The 21,354-nt window shown below is 37.4% G+C and carries 19 protein-coding genes; all 19 read right to left on the reverse strand.

Annotated features, from left to right (window positions below):
• The gene (gene dapG, locus QUF93_RS20125) at window positions 1–1,233 is read right to left on the reverse strand and encodes an aspartate kinase (RefSeq protein ID WP_002121727.1); all 1,233 of its coding nucleotides are present in this window, start codon (window positions 1,231–1,233) and stop codon (window positions 1–3) included.
• A gap of 23 nt (window positions 1,234–1,256) precedes the next feature.
• The gene (asd, locus tag QUF93_RS20130; protein ID WP_289360000.1) at window positions 1,257–2,303 is read right to left on the reverse strand and encodes an aspartate-semialdehyde dehydrogenase; all 1,047 of its coding nucleotides are present in this window, start codon (window positions 2,301–2,303) and stop codon (window positions 1,257–1,259) included.
• A 150-nt stretch (window positions 2,304–2,453) separates the two neighbouring features.
• On the reverse strand, window positions 2,454–3,053 hold the full coding sequence (gene dpaB / locus QUF93_RS20135) for a dipicolinate synthase subunit B (protein ID WP_002121730.1): 600 nt from the start codon (window positions 3,051–3,053) through the stop codon (window positions 2,454–2,456).
• Window positions 3,050–3,952: a dipicolinic acid synthetase subunit A gene (gene dpaA, locus QUF93_RS20140; RefSeq protein WP_002111358.1), complete on the reverse strand. Its 903-nt coding sequence runs from the start codon at window positions 3,950–3,952 to the stop codon at window positions 3,050–3,052. Before dpaA ends, dpaB begins: the two co-directional genes overlap by 4 nt.
• A 264-nt stretch (window positions 3,953–4,216) precedes the next feature.
• Complete coding sequence (locus QUF93_RS20145) at window positions 4,217–4,468, reverse strand: YlmC/YmxH family sporulation protein (RefSeq protein WP_289360001.1); 252 nt, start codon at window positions 4,466–4,468, stop codon at window positions 4,217–4,219.
• A 135-nt stretch (window positions 4,469–4,603) separates the two neighbouring features.
• Window positions 4,604–5,845, reverse strand: a complete 1,242-nt coding sequence (locus QUF93_RS20150) for a M16 family metallopeptidase (RefSeq protein WP_212935833.1) — start codon at window positions 5,843–5,845, stop codon at window positions 4,604–4,606.
• An 86-nt stretch (window positions 5,846–5,931) separates the two neighbouring features.
• Window positions 5,932–6,831, reverse strand: coding sequence for a polysaccharide deacetylase family protein (locus tag QUF93_RS20155; protein WP_002121737.1), 900 nt, complete (start codon window positions 6,829–6,831; stop codon window positions 5,932–5,934).
• 155 nt (window positions 6,832–6,986) lie between these two features.
• On the reverse strand, window positions 6,987–9,140 hold the full coding sequence (gene pnp, locus QUF93_RS20160) for a polyribonucleotide nucleotidyltransferase (protein WP_002121741.1): 2,154 nt from the start codon (window positions 9,138–9,140) through the stop codon (window positions 6,987–6,989).
• Window positions 9,141–9,301: 161 nt separating this feature from the next.
• Window positions 9,302–9,571 (reverse strand): 30S ribosomal protein S15, encoded by a 270-nt coding sequence (gene rpsO, locus QUF93_RS20165; RefSeq protein ID WP_001229392.1) that lies wholly within the window; start codon window positions 9,569–9,571, stop codon window positions 9,302–9,304.
• Between the two features lie 100 nt (window positions 9,572–9,671).
• A complete protein-coding gene (ribF, locus tag QUF93_RS20170) occupies window positions 9,672–10,643 on the reverse strand; it encodes a bifunctional riboflavin kinase/FAD synthetase (protein ID WP_002121743.1) in 972 nt (323 codons plus the stop codon).
• Window positions 10,644–10,686: 43 nt separating this feature from the next.
• Entirely contained in the window at window positions 10,687–11,610 is a 924-nt protein-coding gene (truB, locus tag QUF93_RS20175) for a tRNA pseudouridine(55) synthase TruB (protein ID WP_289360002.1), read from the reverse strand.
• A gap of 90 nt (window positions 11,611–11,700) precedes the next feature.
• A complete protein-coding gene (gene rbfA, locus QUF93_RS20180; protein ID WP_002173084.1) occupies window positions 11,701–12,057 on the reverse strand; it encodes a 30S ribosome-binding factor RbfA in 357 nt (118 codons plus the stop codon).
• A gap of 15 nt (window positions 12,058–12,072) precedes the next feature.
• Complete coding sequence (locus QUF93_RS20185; protein WP_002088157.1) at window positions 12,073–12,354, reverse strand: DUF503 domain-containing protein; 282 nt, start codon at window positions 12,352–12,354, stop codon at window positions 12,073–12,075.
• Complete coding sequence (gene infB / locus QUF93_RS20190) at window positions 12,351–14,417, reverse strand: translation initiation factor IF-2 (protein ID WP_289375801.1); 2,067 nt, start codon at window positions 14,415–14,417, stop codon at window positions 12,351–12,353. Before infB ends, QUF93_RS20185 begins: the two co-directional genes overlap by 4 nt.
• Window positions 14,418–14,421: 4 nt before the next feature.
• Window positions 14,422–14,733 carry a YlxQ family RNA-binding protein gene (locus QUF93_RS20195; RefSeq protein WP_001286519.1) on the reverse strand — a complete coding sequence of 104 codons (312 nt, stop codon included), beginning with the start codon at window positions 14,731–14,733 and terminating at the stop codon, window positions 14,422–14,424.
• Window positions 14,734–15,006 carry an RNase P modulator RnpM gene (gene rnpM / locus QUF93_RS20200; protein WP_289360004.1) on the reverse strand — a complete coding sequence of 91 codons (273 nt, stop codon included), beginning with the start codon at window positions 15,004–15,006 and terminating at the stop codon, window positions 14,734–14,736.
• Window positions 15,007–15,017: 11 nt separating this feature from the next.
• The gene (gene nusA / locus QUF93_RS20205) at window positions 15,018–16,124 is read right to left on the reverse strand and encodes a transcription termination factor NusA (protein ID WP_002121750.1); all 1,107 of its coding nucleotides are present in this window, start codon (window positions 16,122–16,124) and stop codon (window positions 15,018–15,020) included.
• A 17-nt stretch (window positions 16,125–16,141) separates the two neighbouring features.
• Window positions 16,142–16,612, reverse strand: coding sequence for a ribosome maturation factor RimP (gene rimP / locus QUF93_RS20210; RefSeq protein WP_289360005.1), 471 nt, complete (start codon window positions 16,610–16,612; stop codon window positions 16,142–16,144).
• 333 nt (window positions 16,613–16,945) lie between these two features.
• The gene (locus tag QUF93_RS20215; RefSeq protein WP_289375803.1) at window positions 16,946–21,247 is read right to left on the reverse strand and encodes a PolC-type DNA polymerase III; all 4,302 of its coding nucleotides are present in this window, start codon (window positions 21,245–21,247) and stop codon (window positions 16,946–16,948) included.
• Window positions 21,248–21,354 lie beyond the last annotated feature (107 nt).

Consider the following 21,354-nt stretch of genomic DNA (forward strand, 5'->3'; position numbering starts at 1 on the left):
TTATTGTTCCAGTTGCTTTTCTTTTGAAAGCTCAAATGCACTATGTAATGCATTCACAGCCTCCACTAAATCGGCTTCTTTTACAAGAACCCAAATTGTCGTATGACTATCTGCTGATTGCAGAATTTGAATACCTTTTTCCGCTAAAGCTGTGACAATTTTCGCTGTAACCCCTGGAATACCTGCCATTCCAGCGCCAACGATAGAAACCTTCGCACAATGCTCTGTCACAGCTGGATCATATCCAAGTTGCTTTAAGACTTCAACTGCACGCGCTGATACGCTATCATTTACTGTGTAAGCTACACCAGTAGGAGAAATGTTAATTAAGTCCACACTAATCCCTTCATTAGCCATTTCTTTAAACACATGTTGTTGTAAATCATATGCAGTTTCTTTTGCAAGCACTTTAATTTGCGTTACGTTTGACACATGGGCAATCCCTGTAACAGGACGTTCTTCTACATCCTGCCCTTTTGTGGCACCATCATATGCCGCAATAAGCGTACCTTCACTATCAGAATACGTAGAACGTACACGAAGTGGTACTTTTGCATGCATCGCAATTTCAACCGCACGCGGATGAACAACTTTCGCACCTTGATAAGCCATGTTACAAATCTCGTTATATGTTACAGTTTGAAGATGACGCGCATCTTTTACGATACGAGGATCCGCAGTCATAACACCTTCAACATCTGTGAAGATATCGATATATTCAGCTTGAAGCGCAACACCTAATGCTGAAGCTGAAGTATCACTACCTCCGCGGCCAAGTGTTGTCGTATCTCCATTTTTCGTTTGGCCTTGGAATCCAGTAACGACGATAACATCTACATTTTCTAACTCTTCATGTATACGATCGCAATTCATTTCAATAATCTTAGCATTCGTAAAATCACCATTCGTTACAAAACCAGCTTGTGCACCATTTAATGCTGCTGCTTTTATACCATTCTCATTCAACATGTTAGAGAAAACAATCGCTGAGATTAATTCTCCGCATGATAACAATAAATCTTGCTCCCGTTTAGAAATATTAGATTCCTCTTGATTTACAAGACTTAATAACGTATCAGTTGCATACGGTTCACCTTTACGGCCCATTGCTGATACGACAGTAACTACTTTATAACCAGCAGCTAACGATTTTTTTATATGGTGAAGCGCATGCTTACGCCCATTGTCATCACGTACTGATGTACCACCAAATTTTTGAACAATAATTTTCATATTTTGCACCTTCTCTTAGCCGTTTACACTAATTGTAATTTTACTAAGCGCTCTGCAATTTGAACAGAATTCCATGCAGCGCCTTTTAATAAGTTATCAGATACGACCCAAAGATGGAATCCTTTATCATTATTTAAATCTTTACGGATTCTTCCAACGAATACTTCGTTTTTACCTACTGCAGTAGCTGGCATTGGATATAACTGCTCTGCTGGATTATCTTGCAGTACAATACCTTCTGCATTTGCAAGTAAGTTTTTCATTTCTTCTACTGTTATGCCTTCTTTATCTACTTCAATGTACACAGACTCAGAATGACCCGATACAACTGGTAAACGTACACATGTCGCAGCTACTTCTAATTCAGGCATATGCATAATTTTTTTCGTTTCATTAATCATTTTCATTTCTTCAAATGTAAATCCATTATCTTGGAATTTATCAATCTGTGGAATAGCATTAAAAGCGATTTGGAAATGCTTTTCGTCACCTGATACAGGTAAAACATTCGCCTTTACTTCTTCACCATTTAAGATTGCTTGTGATTGTTCATGAAGTTCTTCAATAGCTGCCGCACCAGCACCTGATACAGCTTGATATGTGGAAACGATTACTCGTTTTAAACCATATTGCTGGCGAACTGGCTCAAGAGCTACTACCATTTGAATTGTAGAACAGTTTGGATTCGCAATAATACCATTATGTTCTTTTAAATCATTTTCATTTACTTCAGGTACAACAAGTGGCACGTTTTCTGTCATACGGAATGCACTTGTATTATCAACAACAATTGCACCGCGCTTTGCTGCTTCTGGCGCTAATTGTTTCGATACAGATCCACCAGCACTAAATAGTGCAATATCTACTCCTTCAAAAATTTCAGGAGTTGCCTCTTGAACTGTAAATTCTTCGCCTTTAAATACAAGTTTCTTACCTGCAGATCGTTTAGATGAAAGTAACGTTAACTTCCCAATTGGAAATTCTCGTTTCTCTAAAGTATTTAACATTTGTTCACCAACTGCGCCGGTTGCTCCAACTACAGCGACATGAAAAGTTTTTTGCTTTTCCATCACTATGCCCCTTTCTAGATACCAATCCTTCTATAACTTAGAATTAGAAGGAGCTTACAATGCCCCTTCTAATCTTAGTAACGTTAATTTTATCATATTCTACAGTAAGAATGATGGTTTCATCAAAAATTGTCCGTTTTTTTTCGTTTTTTAATTCATATATCTGAATTTTTCTACAACAACAGGTTGTAATTGTTTTCCTTGCAATGCTTCTAATACTGTATCTTCAAGTAGCTCCATACGAGCTACCATTGAGTTCGGTTTTTTCTCTGGTGCGTCTTGGCCAAATGGGACGAAGTATATGTTTTTTGTAGCCATTAGGCGCATTAGGTTTACGCCATTTAATCCTAAAGCATCATTCGTCGAAACAGCTAACACAACAGGCTTTCCATTTCTAAGCGTCGCTTTTGCTGCCATTAATACTGGAGAATCTGTCATCGCATTCGCAAATTTACTCATCGAATTTCCAGTTAAAGGAGCAATCACCATACAATCTAGCGGGATTTTTGGTCCGAGTGGTTCTGCTCCGACAATTGAATTAATTGCTTTAAACCCTGTTATTTCTTCGATTTTTTTAATCCATTCTTCCCCTTCGCCAAATCTAGTATTTGTTGATTGGACAGTATAAGAAACAACGGGACGTACTTCTGCACCTTCTGCAATTAACTTCTCTAAATGTGGCATAACTTCTTCATACGTACAATGTGAGCCTGTAAATCCGAAACCAATTCGTTTCCCCTTCAAACTCATTTCTCATCCTCCTCCTTTGCGATTGCATCTGCTATTAATAACTGAGAAAGAACATTCGCTAATATTTGTCCTGCTGTTTTCGGTGCAACAATCCCAGGAAGACCAGGTGCTAATAGTGCCTTCACTCCACGCTTCTCCGCATAGCGAAAGTCCGTGCCACCTGGCTTAGAAGCTAAATCAATAACTAACGTGTGAGCTGGCATCCGCGAAATTACACTTGCTGTTACAACGAGATGTGGAATTGTGTTAATAACAATATCGATATTGCCTACTTCTTTCTCTATGTCTTGCATATGAAAAGGAGAAAACATCATTTCTGTAATACGAGCAATATGTTCCGAACGTCTCGCTCCAACTTTGACATGTGCTCCTAATGATTGAAAGGCTCTTGCAACACTCATACCAGTTCTACCAAATCCTAAAACCATTACATTCGATCCATGAATTGTGTAATCAGTATGTTGAATAACCATCATTAGTGTACCTTCTACAGTCGGAATAGAGTTATAGATTGCAACATCATCACGGTCAAATAATTTAACAAGTTTGCGATTTGTAGTAGATACGAGATTTTCCAAGTAAGGTGTACCAATGCCTGAATATATAGTAAAGTTTTCTGGCGTCTTTTCAATTTGTTCTTTCGTTATGGAAACTTTTTCATTTGAAAAAATAGTATCTACTTCTCCTTTGGCATTCGTCCCTGCAACCGGCAAAATAATTGCATCTAAAGAAGTGAAATTTAAATCTTGTATACTTTCTTTTGCTGCCCCTGTGAAGCCATGGTCTAACTGTTCAAACCCTATTAATGAAAGTTTCGCGTCCAGTTCGACTAGCTTGCGAATTACTTCTAGCTGCCGTGCATCTCCTCCTATGACAGCAATATGCATCTCAGTCAACATTCCCTAATTCACCTTCTTTTTCTTTCATTTATAAGAAAAATGCCTACTTTTTCTTTTTCCTCCACATCATATGTAATGTACGAGTTTGAGGTGATTGAAAAACAAAAAGCACACGTGATTTATCTTCTTTATCCCACTATTTGCGAGGAGTAAGACTCCCACCTCAAAATTCGGCTGAAACAAAGAAGTTAGAGGCAGTCAGGTTGCTCGTAAAAGCCTTCACTGTATATAAAGATAAAAAAAGACAACCAAAATGGTCATCTTTCACTCCGATCTTGAAGGATTCGTAAGATCGCAAAGTATCATATCATTTCCCACCTTCTTAATTTTGCTCCATTCCACTCTCACTTCTTGCTGTTCTCTTTTAAAACCTCCCCATTTCCCAGCAGGTATAATAAGCGCTTGTATTTGTCCATCTCTCTCATCAATTTCTAAATCTGCATGACCTAAAACCCCCATTTTTTCTGCTCTTTCTAAATCCACAATCTCTTTGCCACTTAATTCACTTAAACGCATTAAATCTCCCCCTATCCTACTTTTCATGAAGGTTATCCTATAATAAGTACCTATTCTGCATATATAAAAAAAATAACCGTATCTCATATAAAAGAGATACGGTTATTTCCGAAAGCGAATGAATTGCAAAATCGATTAAAGTTTCATTCCTTTTGGCAGTTTTCCATCTGGACTAATAAGTGCCGCAGAGAATTCATCAGTAAACATATTGCGAATTAACTCGTCTACATTTTGCTTTGTTACAGTGTTTACACTTTCAATAATTTCATCAAGAGAACGATGTTTACGAAGAAGCAATTCGTTTTTACCATTACGGCTCATACGACTATTCGTACTTTCTAAACTTAACATTAAGTTTCCTTTTAATTGTTCTTTACTGTTAACAAGCTCTTTTTCTGTAATACCTGTATTTTTTAACGTATTTAACGTTTCTTGCATTGTTTCATACAGTGTATCTAATTGTTTGCTACCTGTCCCACCATAAAGCGTTAACATCCCTGTATCTTCATAAGAAGAGTGATACGAGAATACTGAGTACGCCAATCCACGTTGCTCACGTACTTCTTGGAATAAACGGCTACTCATACTACCGCCTAAAACATTATTTAATACAATTAAGTTATAAATATCTTCGTGTCCCATTTGCAAGCCTTTATATCCTAAACATAAATGAGCTTGTTCTGTTTCCTTCTTACGTGCTACTTTATTGAAATGGAAAATTGGGCTATGTACTTGTTCACGATTTGTTGTTCCTTCGTAACTACCGAAATATTGCTCTACAGTTTGTAAAAATGCTTCATCAATATTCCCTGCAATTGATACAACAACATTTTCAGGTGTGTAATGATCTTTTATATATTGACGTAACGTATCACCTGTAAATGTTTCAAGCGTTTCTTCTGTTCCTAGAATAGGATATCCAAGCGGATGCGTTTCATATGTTGCTTTCGTTAACATATCATGCACAATATCATCTGGCGCATCTTCGTACATTTTTATTTCTTCACATACAACATTCTTCTCTTTTTTCAGTTCTTCCTCATCAAATGTTGAATTAAAGAACATATCTGCTAAAACATCTAACGCGTATTTAGCATGCTCATCTAGCACTTTCGCATAGTAACATGTATATTCTTTTGAAGTAAAAGCATTTACTTGTCCACCAATGCTATCAAATGATTCTGCAATCTCTCTTGCACTTCGCGTTTCTGTCCCTTTAAAGAACATATGCTCTAAAAAGTGTGAAACCCCATTATTTTTTTCATTTTCATTTCTTGAACCTGCATGGATCCATATACCAATCGCAACCGAGCGTACAGTTGGTATATTCTCCATAACAATTCTTACACCATTTTTACAAGTATATTTTTTAATCAAAAACTTTCCTCCTAATGCCAGTTTCTCTAAAAAATTGCTATTATTTAATGATAACAAGTTTAGAGATGAATGTCATGCAAATGTATTTAATCCACACGTTTTTCATCTAGTAATTCTGTAATATTCCCCACTTTATATCCTTGTTCCTTTAAATTTTTAATCATAATATCTAGCGCTTCTGTTGTAGATGAAGTAGGATGCATTAGTACAATAGCACCTGGATGTATTTTTCGCATTACTCTCTGCAATAGCACACCCGGTTCTGGCCGCTTCCAATCAATTGTATCTACAGTCCACATAATCGTCCCCATTTGGAAATCATCCGCTATTTTTACTACCTCATCCCGAAAGCTTCCGCTTGGCGGAGCAAACCATCTCACTTTCTGATTTGTAGCTGCTTCTATCATCCGATTTGTTTTTTGTAATTGATCTCGTATTTCCTCTGTAGACAGCGTTTTCATATTAGGGTGTGTGTAAGAATGATTTCCTACTTCTTGATTTGCATCGACAATCATTTTGGCTAATCGTAAGTTTTCTTTCACCCAGCGTCCTTCTAAAAAGAAAGTCGCCTTCACATCATGTTTTTTCAATATCTCTAGTATACGTGGCAAATACTCATTACCCCAGGCCACATTAATTGTTAATCCCACCATTTTTTTATTTGGATGTCCTCGATAAATGGGAGCTGGTGGTAAATCTTCTAAGTGAACACTCGGTGATACTTCCTTAAATTCAAGTTGTTTTTGATCAAACTTCTTGATTTTCTTCATATTATTATAGGACGCTTCTATATCCACTTGTTTTCCATTATACCCAGGCGTCGCCTTCCAAATCTTATCAATCATCGCATTTTGCGGCATAATCTCGTATTGTTTTGCATGCTTTTGAATCTCTTCATGCAAGTTATCCTGCGCTAAAACGGAATAAGAACCAAAATCCACATATAAAGAAAATATAAATATGTATGCTAATATACGAGCTTTCATATAAACCCTCCCATTAACTATAAAAAAGAAACCATTTTCTTCTTATCTTTGTTAATTTGAGCGTTATGATGAAAACTATACCTAATACTCACATAAAAATCTAAATGAATCACATTTTTTACATAACAAAAAAAGCCAGCTAAACTGGCTTTCACTTATTGTTGCTCTTGTGCGTTTTCTTCTTTAGCTGCTTCTTCTTTAGCAGCTTCTTTTTCTTGCTCTTCTTTTAGCAATACTTTTCTAGATAAGTTTACACGACCTTGTTTGTCAATCTCGATAACTTTAACTGAAATCTCATCACCGATTTTCACAACGTCTTCTACTTTACCTACACGCTCAAGTGCAAGTTCAGAAATGTGAACAAGTCCATCTTTACCGCTAAATAATTCGACGAACGCACCGAATTTTTCAACACGTTTAACTTTTCCTAAGTAGATTTCGCCTACTTGTACTTCGCGAACGATATCTTCAATAATTTTCTTCGCTTTTTCATTCATCTCTTGATTAATTGATGAAATGAATACTGTACCATCTTGCTCGATGTCAATTTTAACACCAGTTTCTTCAATAATTTTATTAATTTGTTTACCGCTTGGTCCAATAACGTCACGGATTTTATCTGGGTTAATTGCCATTGTAATAATCTTTGGAGCGTAAGCTGATAACTCAGTACGTGGTTCTGCAATAACAGATAACATATGATTTAGAATGTGCACACGACCAATTTTCGCTTGTTGTAATGCCTCTTCTAAAATTTCACGAGATAGACCATCGATTTTAATGTCCATTTGCAGTGCAGTTACACCTTTTGCAGTACCTGCTACTTTAAAGTCCATATCACCTAAATGATCTTCCATACCTTGAATATCAGATAAAATTGTGTAATGCTCACCAGATTTAACTAGACCCATTGCAATACCTGCAACTGGAGCTTTAAGTGGAACACCAGCATCCATCATCGCTAAAGTACTACCACAAATACTTGCTTGTGAAGTAGAACCATTTGATTCTAACACTTCAGATACAAGACGTACTGTATATGGGAAATCCTTTTCAGATGGAATTACAGGCTCAAGAGCACGTTCTCCTAGTGCACCATGACCAATTTCACGACGACCTGGTCCACGCATCGGTCTTGTTTCACCAACACTAAATGATGGGAAATTATAATGATGCATGAAGCGTTTTGATTCTTCTACACCAAGACCATCTAAAATTTGCACATCGCCTAATGCGCCTAATGTACAAATACTTAACGCTTGTGTTTGTCCACGTGTGAATAAACCAGAACCGTGTGTACGCGATAAAATACCAACCTCTGATGCTAAAGGACGAATTTCGTCACCTTTACGACCATCTGGGCGGATTTTTTCAACTGTAATAAGACGACGTACTTCTTCTTTTACAATTTTATATAAAATTTCACTTACTTGTCCTAATGTATCAGCGTCAACTTCCTGAGCTTCGTAATGCTCAATTACACGCTTTTTCACTTCATTAATTGCATCTTCACGTGCATGTTTTTCGTGCACTTGAATTGCAGAATGCATATCCTTCTCAGCCATCTCACGTACAGCTTGATTAAGATCAGCATCTACTTCATAAAGTTTCACTGCTGTTTTCTCTTTACCGACAGCTTGTACAATCTCTTCTTGGAATGCAATTAGACGTTTAATTTCGTCATGACCAAACATAATTGCCTCTAACATTGTTTCTTCAGGCACTTGATCTGCTCCTGCTTCAACCATGTTAATTGCATCTTTCGTACCAGCTACAACAAGGTGAATATCACTTTGTTCTTGCTGTTCTACTGTTGGATTAATAACGAACTCGCCATTAATACGACCAACTGTCGCACCTGCGATTGGACCTTCAAATGGAATATCTGAAATAGATAATGCTAATGAAGAACCAAGCATAGCTGCCATCTCAGAAGAACAGTCTTGATCAACACTCATTACGATGCTGACAACTTGTACTTCATTACGGAAACCATCTGCGAAAAGTGGACGGATTGGGCGGTCAATTAAACGACTTGCTAAAATTGCTTTTTCACTTGGACGGCCTTCACGCTTAATAAAACCGCCTGGGATTTTTCCAACTGCATATAAACGCTCTTCATAGTTTACTGTAAGTGGGAAGAAATCTACATTTTTTGGCTCTTTTGATGCAGTTGCTGTAGATAAAACTGCTGTGTCGCCATATCTTACTAATACTGCTCCGTTTGCTTGTTTTGCAAGCTGACTTGTTTCAATTGTTAGCTGACGACCAGCTAGATCTATCGAGAAGACTTGCTTTTCCTGACTCATTTAAGTACCCCTCTCAATTTAAAATATTCAATTCTTCTATGTAAATGGATAGTATATCACAATATTCTTTCCTCTAGTATTGCCGAAAATTAAGTAAGCTATAAAGAGTAGAAGATATATTTTTACCTAACAAAAAAGCGGGAATATTCCCGCTTCTTTGACTATCGACGTAAGCCAAGCTTTGTGATTAATTCACGGTAACGTGTGATATCGCTATTACGAAGGTAAGTAAGTAAGTTACGACGTTTACCAACCATCTTTAATAGACCACGACGTGAATGATGATCCTTCTTGTGAGTACGTAAGTGCTCGTTTAGAGTGTTAATTTGCTCCGTTAGGACAGCAATTTGAACCTCTGGAGAACCAGTATCAGTCTCATGAGTTCTAAATTGTGCAATGATTTCATTTTTACGCTCTTGTGTTAAAGCCATCCTATTTCACCTCCTAATAATTAAACCCCCAGTTACCTAGCAAGCATCGGTGAGTCGCAATGCCAAGTAATGGTTGTCATAAAGTACATAACATAGAATACTACTTTTCATTTGAAAAAGCAAGTATATTCTTTACGCTCGCAAAATATTCTTGGGCAACCTTTTTATCTTGAGCGATTTGCGCAACTAACTCATCAATTCCATTAAACTTTTTTTCTTCTCTTATACGCATGTGCCACTCCACTGTAACACTTTGATCGTATATGTCTTTATTAAATTCAAATAGATGCACTTCAATGGATAATTGACGCTCATTCTCTTTGAAAGTTGGTTTATACCCGATATTACATACACCATCATGCCATTCATCATGAACCTTCAACCTTACCGCATATACACCTACAGGTGGCAACAAATATTCATCACTTAAACCTACATTTGCAGTCGGAAAACCAATTTGACGTCCACGCTTATCACCGTGTACAACTGTTCCTTCTACCGTGTAAGCTCTCCCTAAAATAGATGGAATTTGTTCCATTTCACCGTTTCGAATTAACTTTCGTAATGAAGTAGAACTTACTTTTTCTTCTTGATATTCAACTTTTTCGATCACGGTCTGTGTAAGCTCCCCTCTTGCATGAAATGGTAAAGTCTCCATCTTCCCTTTTCCTAAACGTCCATATGAATAATCAAAGCCTGCTACTACATGCTTTACATTTAAACCAATAATATACTCATCGACAAACTGTTGTGGCAATAATCCAGCAAATGGTTCATCGAATTTCACCACATATAAGATATCAATTCCTAAACTTGCGATGATTTCTTCTTTAAGGCGCATCGGTGTAATATACTCCACATGCGCTTCTTTTTTTCCTAATACAACAGATGGGTGTGGATGAAACGTCATGACAGCACTTTTACATCCTCTTTCATCCGCTATTTTTTTCGCTGTTCGAATCACACGTTGATGTCCTAAATGAATGCCATCAAAATATCCTAATGCCATTACAGTAGGTGGTAATTCTATTTTATTTTGTTCATGTGGATGAGTTAAATGAATAAGTTTCACGCTTGAATTCACCTTTTTCTGTAATAATCCTTCCAATAATTCATTATAGCTTTAGTTCTTGATTATTCACAAGTACTTTCATTGGCTTTAGCATGCCAGGGTGTTTTGGGTGATGCTCATAAATCGCTAAGCAACGATCATTTTTATCAAATACTGTAATAAATGGCGCTGTTGTTTCTAATTCATTCTTTAAGAACATACCGTTCTTTATTTTTTCAGCTTGCTTTTCATCTACAACCATTTTTGGAAACTTACTTAACGCCTCATCAATTGAGATGAAAATAGACTCTACTGTTCCATTTTGCACCTTTTCTTCAATTTCTTCAAATGATATGCAATCTTCTAGTAAAAATTCACCAGACGCTGTTCTTACAAGGTGAGACATATGTGATGGAAATCCAAGTTTTTCACCAATCATTACTGCTAGTGTTCTTACATATGTTCCTTTACTACACGTTACACGGAAACGAAATGAAATGTTTTCCCCTTCAAAAACTTCACGTTCATCAAGTAATACAAATTCATGAATTGTAATTGTACGAACCGGACGTTCAACTTCTTGTCCTGCCCTTGCATATTCGTATAGTTTTTTTCCGTTAACTTTTACAGCTGAGAACATCGGTGGCATTTGTTCAATTGTCCCTGTTAGTTCCGCTAATACCCCTTCTACTTCTTTACGTGTAATGACACGATTTACATCTTGTTTCTCCACAACTTCACCAGAAGCATCTTCTGTTGTTGTTGAAAACCCTAATGTCACTTCACCTTCGTATGTTTTTGTTTCACTTGTCAAAAATTGCGCAATTTTTGTTGCACGCCCAACGCAAATAGGTAATACTCCTGTTACATCTGGATCCAGTGTCCCTGTATGACCAATGCGTTTCTCACGCAATATCTTTCTTAATTTGAACACACAATCATGTGATGTCATTCCCTTTGGCTTATGTAATAATACTACACCTTCCATATATTCACCTCATCGTTATTCTTTTGTAGTAATTGTAATTATGCAAAACTTATTTTACATTGAAAAAATGGATAGACAAATGTCTATCCATTATTCTTCACGTTTACCGTCTTTATTAATTTCATGTAAAAGTGTATCAATTCGATGACCATATCCAATAGACTCATCAAACTCAAAGGAAATTTCCGGTGTTTTACGAAGACGAATACGTTGGCCAATTTCTGAACGAATAAAGCCTTTTGCCTTCGCTAAACCTTTTAATGTATTTTCTTTCTGTTCTTCGTCACCTAAAACAGAAATATATACTTTAGCAATTTGTAAATCTCCACTTACTTGTACATCTGTTACTGTAACAAATCCAATACGTGGGTCTTTAATTTTACGACTGATAATGTCGCCTAATTCTTTTTTCATTTGCTCGCCCACACGGTTCGCACGTAATTTCATAACTCTTCACCTCATTCAATACCATTCCAAATGTGTTATCGTACGTTCAATTTCAGGAAATGAATCGATATACTCAAGTACACGATTCATTTCTTTTTCACAGACAACACGATTTGAGGATACGGAAACAATTGCAATTTCTGTACGTTGCCATACATCTTGATGCCCAACTTCAGAAACAGCTACATTATAGCGCTGTTTCACACGAGTTAACACACGTTGCAAAATTGCTCGTTTCTCTTTTAAAGAATGCACATCGTAAATCATACACTCGAATGAGAGTGAAGCGATAATCATCGCTTCACTTCTTCCATAACGTATGCTTCAATGATGTCCCCTTCTTTAAGATCATTATATCTCTCAATTGTAATACCACACTCATAGTTTTGTGCAACTTCTTTTACGTCGTCTTTGAAACGTTTTAACGTATCAAGTTGCCCTTCGAAAACTACTACGCCATCACGGATAATACGAACGCCACTATCACGTGTAATTTTACCGTCTATTACGTAACAACCTGCGATCGTTCCAACTTTTGTTACTTTGAACGTTTGACGAACTTCCGCTTGACCGATTACTTTTTCTTCGAATTCTGGATCCAGCATACCTTGCATTGCTGATTCGATTTCTTCGATTGCTTTATAGATAATACGGTGTAAACGAACATCAACGTTCTCTAATTCAGCTGTACGCTTCGCATTCACATCAGGGCGTACGTTAAATCCAATTATAATTGCATTAGATGCAGAAGCTAAAATAACATCAGATTCTGTAATCGCACCTACGCCTGTATGGATAATTTTCACTTTTACGCCTTCAACATCAATTTTACGAAGTGATGCTGCCATTGCTTCTACAGAACCTTGTACGTCTGCTTTCACAATTAAGTTAATTTCTTTTACATCGCCCTCTTGGATTTGTTGGAATAAATCTTCAAGGCTTAATTTAGATTTCTCACCACGTTGTGCAACTAACGCTTCTTGTGCACGTGATTCACCGATTTGACGAGCTTTCTTCTCATCAGCGAATGCCATGAAACGATCTCCCGCTTGTGGTACTTCATTTAAACCTGTAATTTCAACAGGAGTTGATGGACCAGCAACTTTTACACGACGACCAATATCACTTACCATTGCACGAACACGACCGAATGATGTTCCAACAACAATTGGATCTCCAACTCGAAGTGTACCGTTTTGAACAAGTAATGTCGCGATAGTTCCTTTACCTTTATCAAGCTGCGCTTCAATTACAGTACCAGTTGCATAGCGATTTGGATTTGCTTTATATTCTTCTACTTCACTCACAAGAAGAATCATTTCTAGCAAGTTGTCAATTCCCTCGCCTTGAATTGCAGAAATTGGTACGAAAATCGTGTCTCCGCCCCAAGCTTCTGGAACTAATTCATATTCTGTTAATTCTTGCATTACACGATCAGGATTTGCCGCTGGTTTATCCATTTTATTCACAGCAACAATAATTGGTACTCCAGCTGCTTTCGCATGGCTAATCGCTTCAACTGTTTGTGGCATAACACCGTCATCAGCTGCAACAACAAGAATTGTAATATCTGTTACTTGTGCACCACGAGCACGCATTGTTGTAAATGCCGCGTGACCTGGTGTATCTAAGAATGTAATTTTCTTATCATTTACATCAACTTGGTATGCACCGATATGCTGAGTAATTCCACCAGCTTCGCCAGCAGTTACTTTTGAATTACGGATAGAGTCAAGCAATGTTGTTTTACCATGGTCAACGTGTCCCATAATTGTAACAACAGCTGGACGTTCTTTTAAGTTTTCTTCATCATCTTGCTCATCGATGAATGTTTCAAATTCAGTTTCACTTACAACTACTTCTTCTTCTACTTCAATACCATAATCAGTAGCAATTAACTCAATTGTATCTTTATCTAAATCTTGGTTAATTGTCGCCATAATTCCTAGCATAAAGAGCTTTTTAATAATTTCAGATGGCTCTTTGCTTAACTTTTTAGCAAGTTCACCTACTGTAAGGCTTCCAGAGAAAGTAATTTTATCTGGTGTTTCTACTATTTGCGTTTGTTGTCTTCCAGCAAAGTTTTCTTGACGTTTGTCTTCATTTCCTTTGCCTTTTTTCTTCTTCTTATTGCTGTTCTTTTTACTGCGAACAACTTTCTCTTCTACTTCAAACTCATCTGCAACAGAAGGTTTTTCTGCTCCAGTGCTATATTGATTATCTAATTTGTTTACTACTTCATCTTCTAACATTGTCATATGATTCGAAACCTCGATATTCATCTCTTTTAGTTTTGTCATAAGATCTTTACTTGAGATATTATTTTTTTTTGCATATTCATGTACTCGAATTTTACTCATACCTTCACCCCCGGTAATTTGTATCGAGCATGCTACGTAGCTTTTTCGCAAAGCCTTCATCTAACACAGCTACAACGACTCGCTCGTCTCTCCCAATCGCATGCCCTAATTGTTGTCGATTTTCGACTTTTCTCATTGGTATGTTGTAGTACGTGGTTTTATCAATGATACGTTTTGTAGTGTTCGCTGACGCATCTTCAGAAAGCAATACTAGCTTTGCTTTGCCACTTCGTACTTCTTTTAAAACGAGTTCTTCACCCGAAATAATTTTTCGAGCGCGGTTTGCTAGTCCTAAAAACGATTTCCAATCGGACACTTATTTCGACTCCTTCTCAACAAGCTCAAGAAGCTCTTCGTACAGAGAACCGTCGATTTTCGCTTTTAGATGATGTTCCAAAATGTTTTTCTTTTGGGCTTGAATAATGCTTTCTTTATCTTTTGACAAATATGCACCTCGTCCTGATTTTTTTCCTGATAAATCAATAGACACTTCGCCCTCTTTGGAACGAACAATGCGAACGAGCTCTCGTTTTGATTTCATCTCTTGCGTCGCAATACATTTTCGTAACGGAACTTTTCGATTGCTCATACTCATCACCTCTATTCGATTTCGTCTTCAACTGAATCGAATCCGAATGCGATTACGCTATCTTCTTCTGTCACAATACCAAGTTGTTTCGCATCAGACTCACTTTTAATATCAATTTTCCAGCCTGTTAATTTAGCTGCAAGACGCGCATTTTGTCCACGCTTACCAATCGCTAATGAAAGCTGGTGGTCTGGAACAACAACAGTTGTTGCTTTCTCATCTTCATCTACAAGTACTTTAACAACCTGTGATGGACTTAAAGCATTTGCAACATATTCAACTGGGTCATTCGACCAGCGAACGATGTCAATCTTTTCACCTTTTAGTTCATCTACAACGCGTTGTACACGTTGTCCTTTCGGTCCTACACAAGAACCTACTGGATCAACATCGATATTCTCTGCATATACAGAAATTTTAGAACGGTCGCCTGCTTCACGTGCTACAGAGCGAATTTCTACAGTTCCATCATAAATTTCTGGAACTTCCATTTCGAATAAACGTTTTAAAAGACCAGGATGTGTACGTGATACGTAAATTTGTGGTCCTTTTGTTGTCTTTTCTACTTTTGTAATAAATACGCGAATACGATCATGTGGTTTATATTGCTCATTTGGCATTTGCTCACTTACAGGTAATAAAGCTTCTACTTTCCCTAAGCTTACATAGATGAAACGAGCATCTTGGCGCTGTACAATACCAACCATAATGTCTTCTTCACGATCACTAAATTCTGAATAAATAACACCACGTTCCGCCTCACGAACTCGTTGTGTTACAACTTGTTTGGCAGTTTGCGCTGCAATACGACCAAAATCTTTTGGCGTTACTTCAATTTCTAGTACGTCGCCATCTTGGTAGTTTGGATTAATTTGTCTTGCCTCTTCTACAGAGATTTCAAGACGTGGATCAAACACATTATCCACAACGTCCTTACGTGCTAAAACTTGAATTGTTCCCACTTCTGGGTTAAAGCTCACACGAACGTTTTGTGCTTGGTTAAAATTGCGTTTATAAGCAGAGATTAATGCTGCTTCAATCGCATCAATAATAATATCTTTACTAATACCTTTTTCTGACTCTAATACGAGCAAAGCATCTAACAACTCAGTGCTCATGAAGATCCCCCTTCTTACTAAAACGTAACAGCAAGTCGCGCATTTGCAACTTTATCCATTAGAATTTGGATTTCTTTTTTACGTGTTTTAATTGTTAATAGTAGTGTAATTGTAGTACCGTCGTAGGAAAGTAGCTTTCCTTCAAACATCTTCTCACCATCAATCGGCTCATATGTTTTAATTGCCACTTGTTTTCCTACCGCTTGCTGGAAGTCTTTCTCTTTCTTTAATGGGCGTTCCGCTCCAGGAGATGATACATCCAAAAAGTAAAGATGAGGAATTGGATCCTCTTTATCTAAAGCTTCGCTTAAACGTTCACTTACCGCACCGCATTCTTCAATGTCGACTCCCTTTTCAGAATCGATGAATACGCGTAAGAACCAGTCTTGTCCTTCTTGCACATACTCTACATCTACAAGTTCAAGATTTAACTCTTCAACGATTGGCTGCGCAAATGCTTCTACAACTTCTGTGACTTTCTTATCCATAAACAGCCTCCTTCCTGTCGCCATGTGCCATTTACAAGAAAAGATCCCGTTCATAAAGACGGTCTATCTTATTCTTTCTCGTTAGCTAACAAAAGCCCCTGCCGTTAAGCAGGGAATATCTGTCTTAGTATTACCAAATTTAAGAAGTAAAACTTGTAACAAAATATGTATATACGACAGAAATGTCTTTACTATCTACACGAATAAAATGTAGATAGTAACACGAAAGAGTGGGTTTCCCCACTCTCTTTTTCACAAAATATACATGACATGGTTATCTCGGTTTATAGTATACCATAGCAAATATTGATTTGCAAAGACTTTTCCTACCTATTAGAACAGTGATAATTGGTTTTGATCCGGCAAGTCTCCTAAACAACCTTGGCTATCTAAATACTCAATAATTGTTTTTGAAACCTTACTTCGCTGCTGTAAATCTTCTTTTGATAAGAAATCTCCATTTTTGCGCGCTTCCACAATACTTAAGGCTGCATTTGTACCAAGACCAGGTACTGCATTAAATGGAGGAATTAAAGTATCCCCATCAATAATAAACTCAGTTGCATGCGAGCGGTATAAATCAACCTTTTGGAATGAGTATCCACGCTCACACATTTCAAGTGTCATTTCTAGTACCGTTAATAAACTCTTCTCTTTCGGCGCTGCATCCAATCCTTTTTGTGCAATTTCATCAATTTTTACACGTATAGATGCTGAACCTTTTGCCATCGCCTCTACATCAAAATCATCTGCACGAACTGTAAAATATGCTGCGTAGAATAAAAGTGCAAAGTGTACTTTAAAGTATGCAATACGAACAGCCATAAGTACATAAGCAGCCGCATGGGCTTTAGGGAACATGTACTTAATCTTTTTACATGAATCAATATACCAACCTGGTACATTGTTATTTTTCATGTCCTCTTCCCATTCTTCGGGTACACCTTTACCTTTACGCACCGACTCCATGATTTTGAAGGCTAATGATGGATCTAAACCTTGATAAATTAAATATACCATGATGTCATCACGACAACCGATAACTTCACTTAGCGTACATGTACCGTTATAAATTAACTCGTTTGCATTACCGAGCCATACGTCAGTACCATGCGATAATCCAGAGATTTGGACTAGCTCTGAGAATGTTGTTGGCTTTGTCTCTTCTAACATCTGTCTTACGAATTTCGTCCCAAACTCTGGTATACCAAGTGTACCTGTTTTACAATTAATTTGTTCTTCCGTTACCCCTAATGATTCCGGGCCAGAGAAAATTTTCATTACTTCTGGATCATCCGTTGGGATTGTTTTCGGATCAATACCACTTAAATCTTGTAACATACGAATAACGGTCGGATCATCGTGTCCTAGTATATCAAGTTTCAATAAGTTATCATGAATCGAGTGGAAGTCAAAGTGCGTTGTTCTCCACTCAGCCCCAATTGAATCCGCAGGAAACTGTATTGGTGAAAAATCAAAGATGTCCATGTAATCAGGAACAACGATAATACCCCCTGGATGCTGTCCAGTTGTACGCTTTACTCCTGTACATCCTGAAACTAAACGATCAATCTCTGCATTTCGAATCGTTAAATTATGATCATTTGCATAACCTTTTACATACCCATAAGCAGTTTTTTCTGCAACCGTACCAATCGTTCCAGCACGATATACATAATCTTCACCAAACAATACTTTCGTATAGTTATGGGCACGTGGTTGGTATTCCCCGGAGAAGTTCAAATCGATGTCGGGCACCTTATCTCCTTTAAATCCAAGGAATGTTTCAAACGGAATATCATGTCCATCTTTTACATATGACACATTACATGTTGGACATTCTTTATCTGGCAAGTCAAAACCAGAACCAACCGAACCGTCATTAAAGAATTCTGATTGCTTACACTTTGGACATACATAATGTGGTGGTAATGGGTTTACTTCTGTAATTTCCATCATCGTTGCAACAAATGATGACCCTACCGATCCACGCGAACCTACTAGATAGCCGTCGACTAGGGATTTTTTCACAAGCTTATGCGAAATTAAATAAATAACGGCGAATCCATGTCCAATAATACTTTTCAATTCTTTTTCCAAACGAGCTTCTACAATTTCTGGTAGTTCTTCACCATAAATGCTACGCGCCATTTTATAACTCATATCACGCGTTTCATCGTCGGCACCTTCAATCTTCGGTGTGTATAAATCATCTTTTACTGGATGAACATCACCAATTAACGATGCAATCTTTTGTGTATTCGTTACAACAATTTCTTTCGCTGTGTCTTCACCTAAGAATGAAAAACACTCTAACATTTCATCTGTTGTACGGAAATGTACAGGCGGTAATGAATGACGATTTAATGGATTTGCTCCACCCTGCGAACTTACTAAAATTTTACGATACATTGCATCCTCTGTGTCTAAATAATGCACGTTCCCTGTAGCAACAACTGGTTTTTCTAACGTCTCACCTAGCTTTACTAAGTTAGAAATAATTGTTTTTAATTGTCCCTCATCTCTAACAAGTTCACGTTCTACTAAATGACGTAACACCTCTGGAGGCATAACCTCAATATAATCATAAAACTGTGCAATTTCTTCTACTTCTTCAGGTGCTTTTTGCATCATCGCTTCAAACACTTCACCTTTATCACAAGCCGTTCCAACTATAATACCTTCACGATATTTTTTTAATAGGGACCTTGGCACACGTGGTACACGGTAAAAGTAATTAAGATGAGAATATGAAACAAGTTTATATAAATTCTTCAATCCAACGTCTGATGTGGCAAGTAAAGTCATATGACTTGGACGCCCACGTTTATATGCATCACCTTGTCCCATACTATCGTTTAATTGATCGTGATATTCAAATCCCTTTTCAATCACATCTTTTAACATTTTCACAAGTAAATATCCCGTCGCTTCTGTATCATAAATCGCACGGTGATGTTGTGTTAATTCAATATCGAGCTTTTTACACATCGTATTTAATCGATGATTTTTCATTTCCGGGAATAAGAACCGTGCAAGTTCTAACGTATCAATAACTGGGTTTTTCGTTTTTTCTAGCCCTGCCTTTTTAAAGCCTACGTTAATGAATCCCATATCAAAGCTTGCGTTATGAGCAACAAGAGTATGGTCACCCATCCATTCCTCAAACTTTTTAAATACTTCGTCCACTTCTGGTGCATCAGTTAACATATCATCTGTAATCCCTGTCAATTCAATAATTGTCGCAGATAATGGTTGATGGGGATTTGCGAAAGATTCAAAGCGATCGATGATTTCGCCACCTTTTATTTTTACAGCCGCTAACTCAATCACTGTATCATATACAGCCGATAAACCTGTCGTCTCAACGTCGAAAACAACATACGTTTCATCTGCAAGTAGACGATGTGCTTCGTTATATGCTATCGGTACACCATCATTAACTAAATTTGCCTCTACACCGTATATAACTTTAACCCCAGCCTTCTTACCCGCAGAATATGCTTCTGGGAAAGACTGAGCAACGGCGTGATCTGTAACTGCAATTGCCTCATGCCCCCATTTCCCTGCTTGAGCAACAAGCTTAGAAACAGGAGTAACAGCATCCATTTGGCTCATCGGTGTGTGAAGGTGCAGCTCTACACGTTTTTCGCCTTCTGGCGCTTTATCTTTACGAGACGGTCCTGTTATTTCATTTATATCATTTGCAATCATTACTAAATCTCGAACGAATGTATCATTTTGAACAGAACCACGTGCTTTCACCCACATTCCTTTTTTCAAGGATTGCAGCATCGGAATATCTTCTTTGTCACGTGAGAACATTTTTATCATAATAGAATCTGTATAATCCGTTATTTTTAAAGTTAATAACGTACGTCCACTACGAAGCTCTTTTGTTTCCACATGGAAGACATATCCTTGAACCGTTTTTCTTCTTTCTTCATCTTGAATTTCTCGCATCGGTGTAATCTCTTCATCTGGCTTAATAAGATACCCGAGTGTGATCGGTCCTTCATGCACAACGCTGCTTTCTTCAGCTTGCTTCTTCGCCATTTCTTCCATAGCTTGTATAACACGCTCGCGGTCTTCTTGCTGAGTTTGCTCACGAAACTTTTGCATTTCTTCTGTATTTTGCTTTATATGCGTATCTAACTGAAAACGCGGAAATCCAAAAGCTTCATATTGATCACCTACTGGTTTCGCAACATTTTTCTTTAAAGCAGTAGATTCCAGCTCATTATTCACATTTATTAGCAACTTCACGCCATTGACCTGCGGAAGTTGCTTCTTTAAGTACGCGAACATAGGTGAAAATGTAATTCGTTCTGTACAAAGTGGCCAATACGCTTTAACTTCTTCTTCTGTAAATTGTTTATTCTCTGTTTCTAATGCAAATGTTGTTCTTGCAATATGAGAAAATGATTGCTTAAGCTTTGTTTCTAGCAATTCATATAATTCTGTCGGCAAAATACGTGGCACTTGTAAGTCAAAATGCCAACTTTTATTCGCTTTATCAATAACTAGCTTTTCAATTCCACCGCCATGTAAATATTGATTTATAAGGTCTTCTGGTATTTGCAACTGTTGGAGCAAAATTTGAAATCGCTCTTGTTGTTCATTTGTTAATGACATAAGCACTCTCCTTCCATTTGCTATTATAAATTGAAACGTACTACAAAGAAAGATTTCTCCCTTCTTCTTTTACAAAATACGTTTACAAAGAAAGAGAAGGTACCTCG

This window comes from Bacillus hominis, from assembly GCF_030348325.1.
GTDB classification, from domain to species: domain Bacteria; phylum Bacillota; class Bacilli; order Bacillales; family Bacillaceae_G; genus Bacillus_A; species Bacillus_A hominis.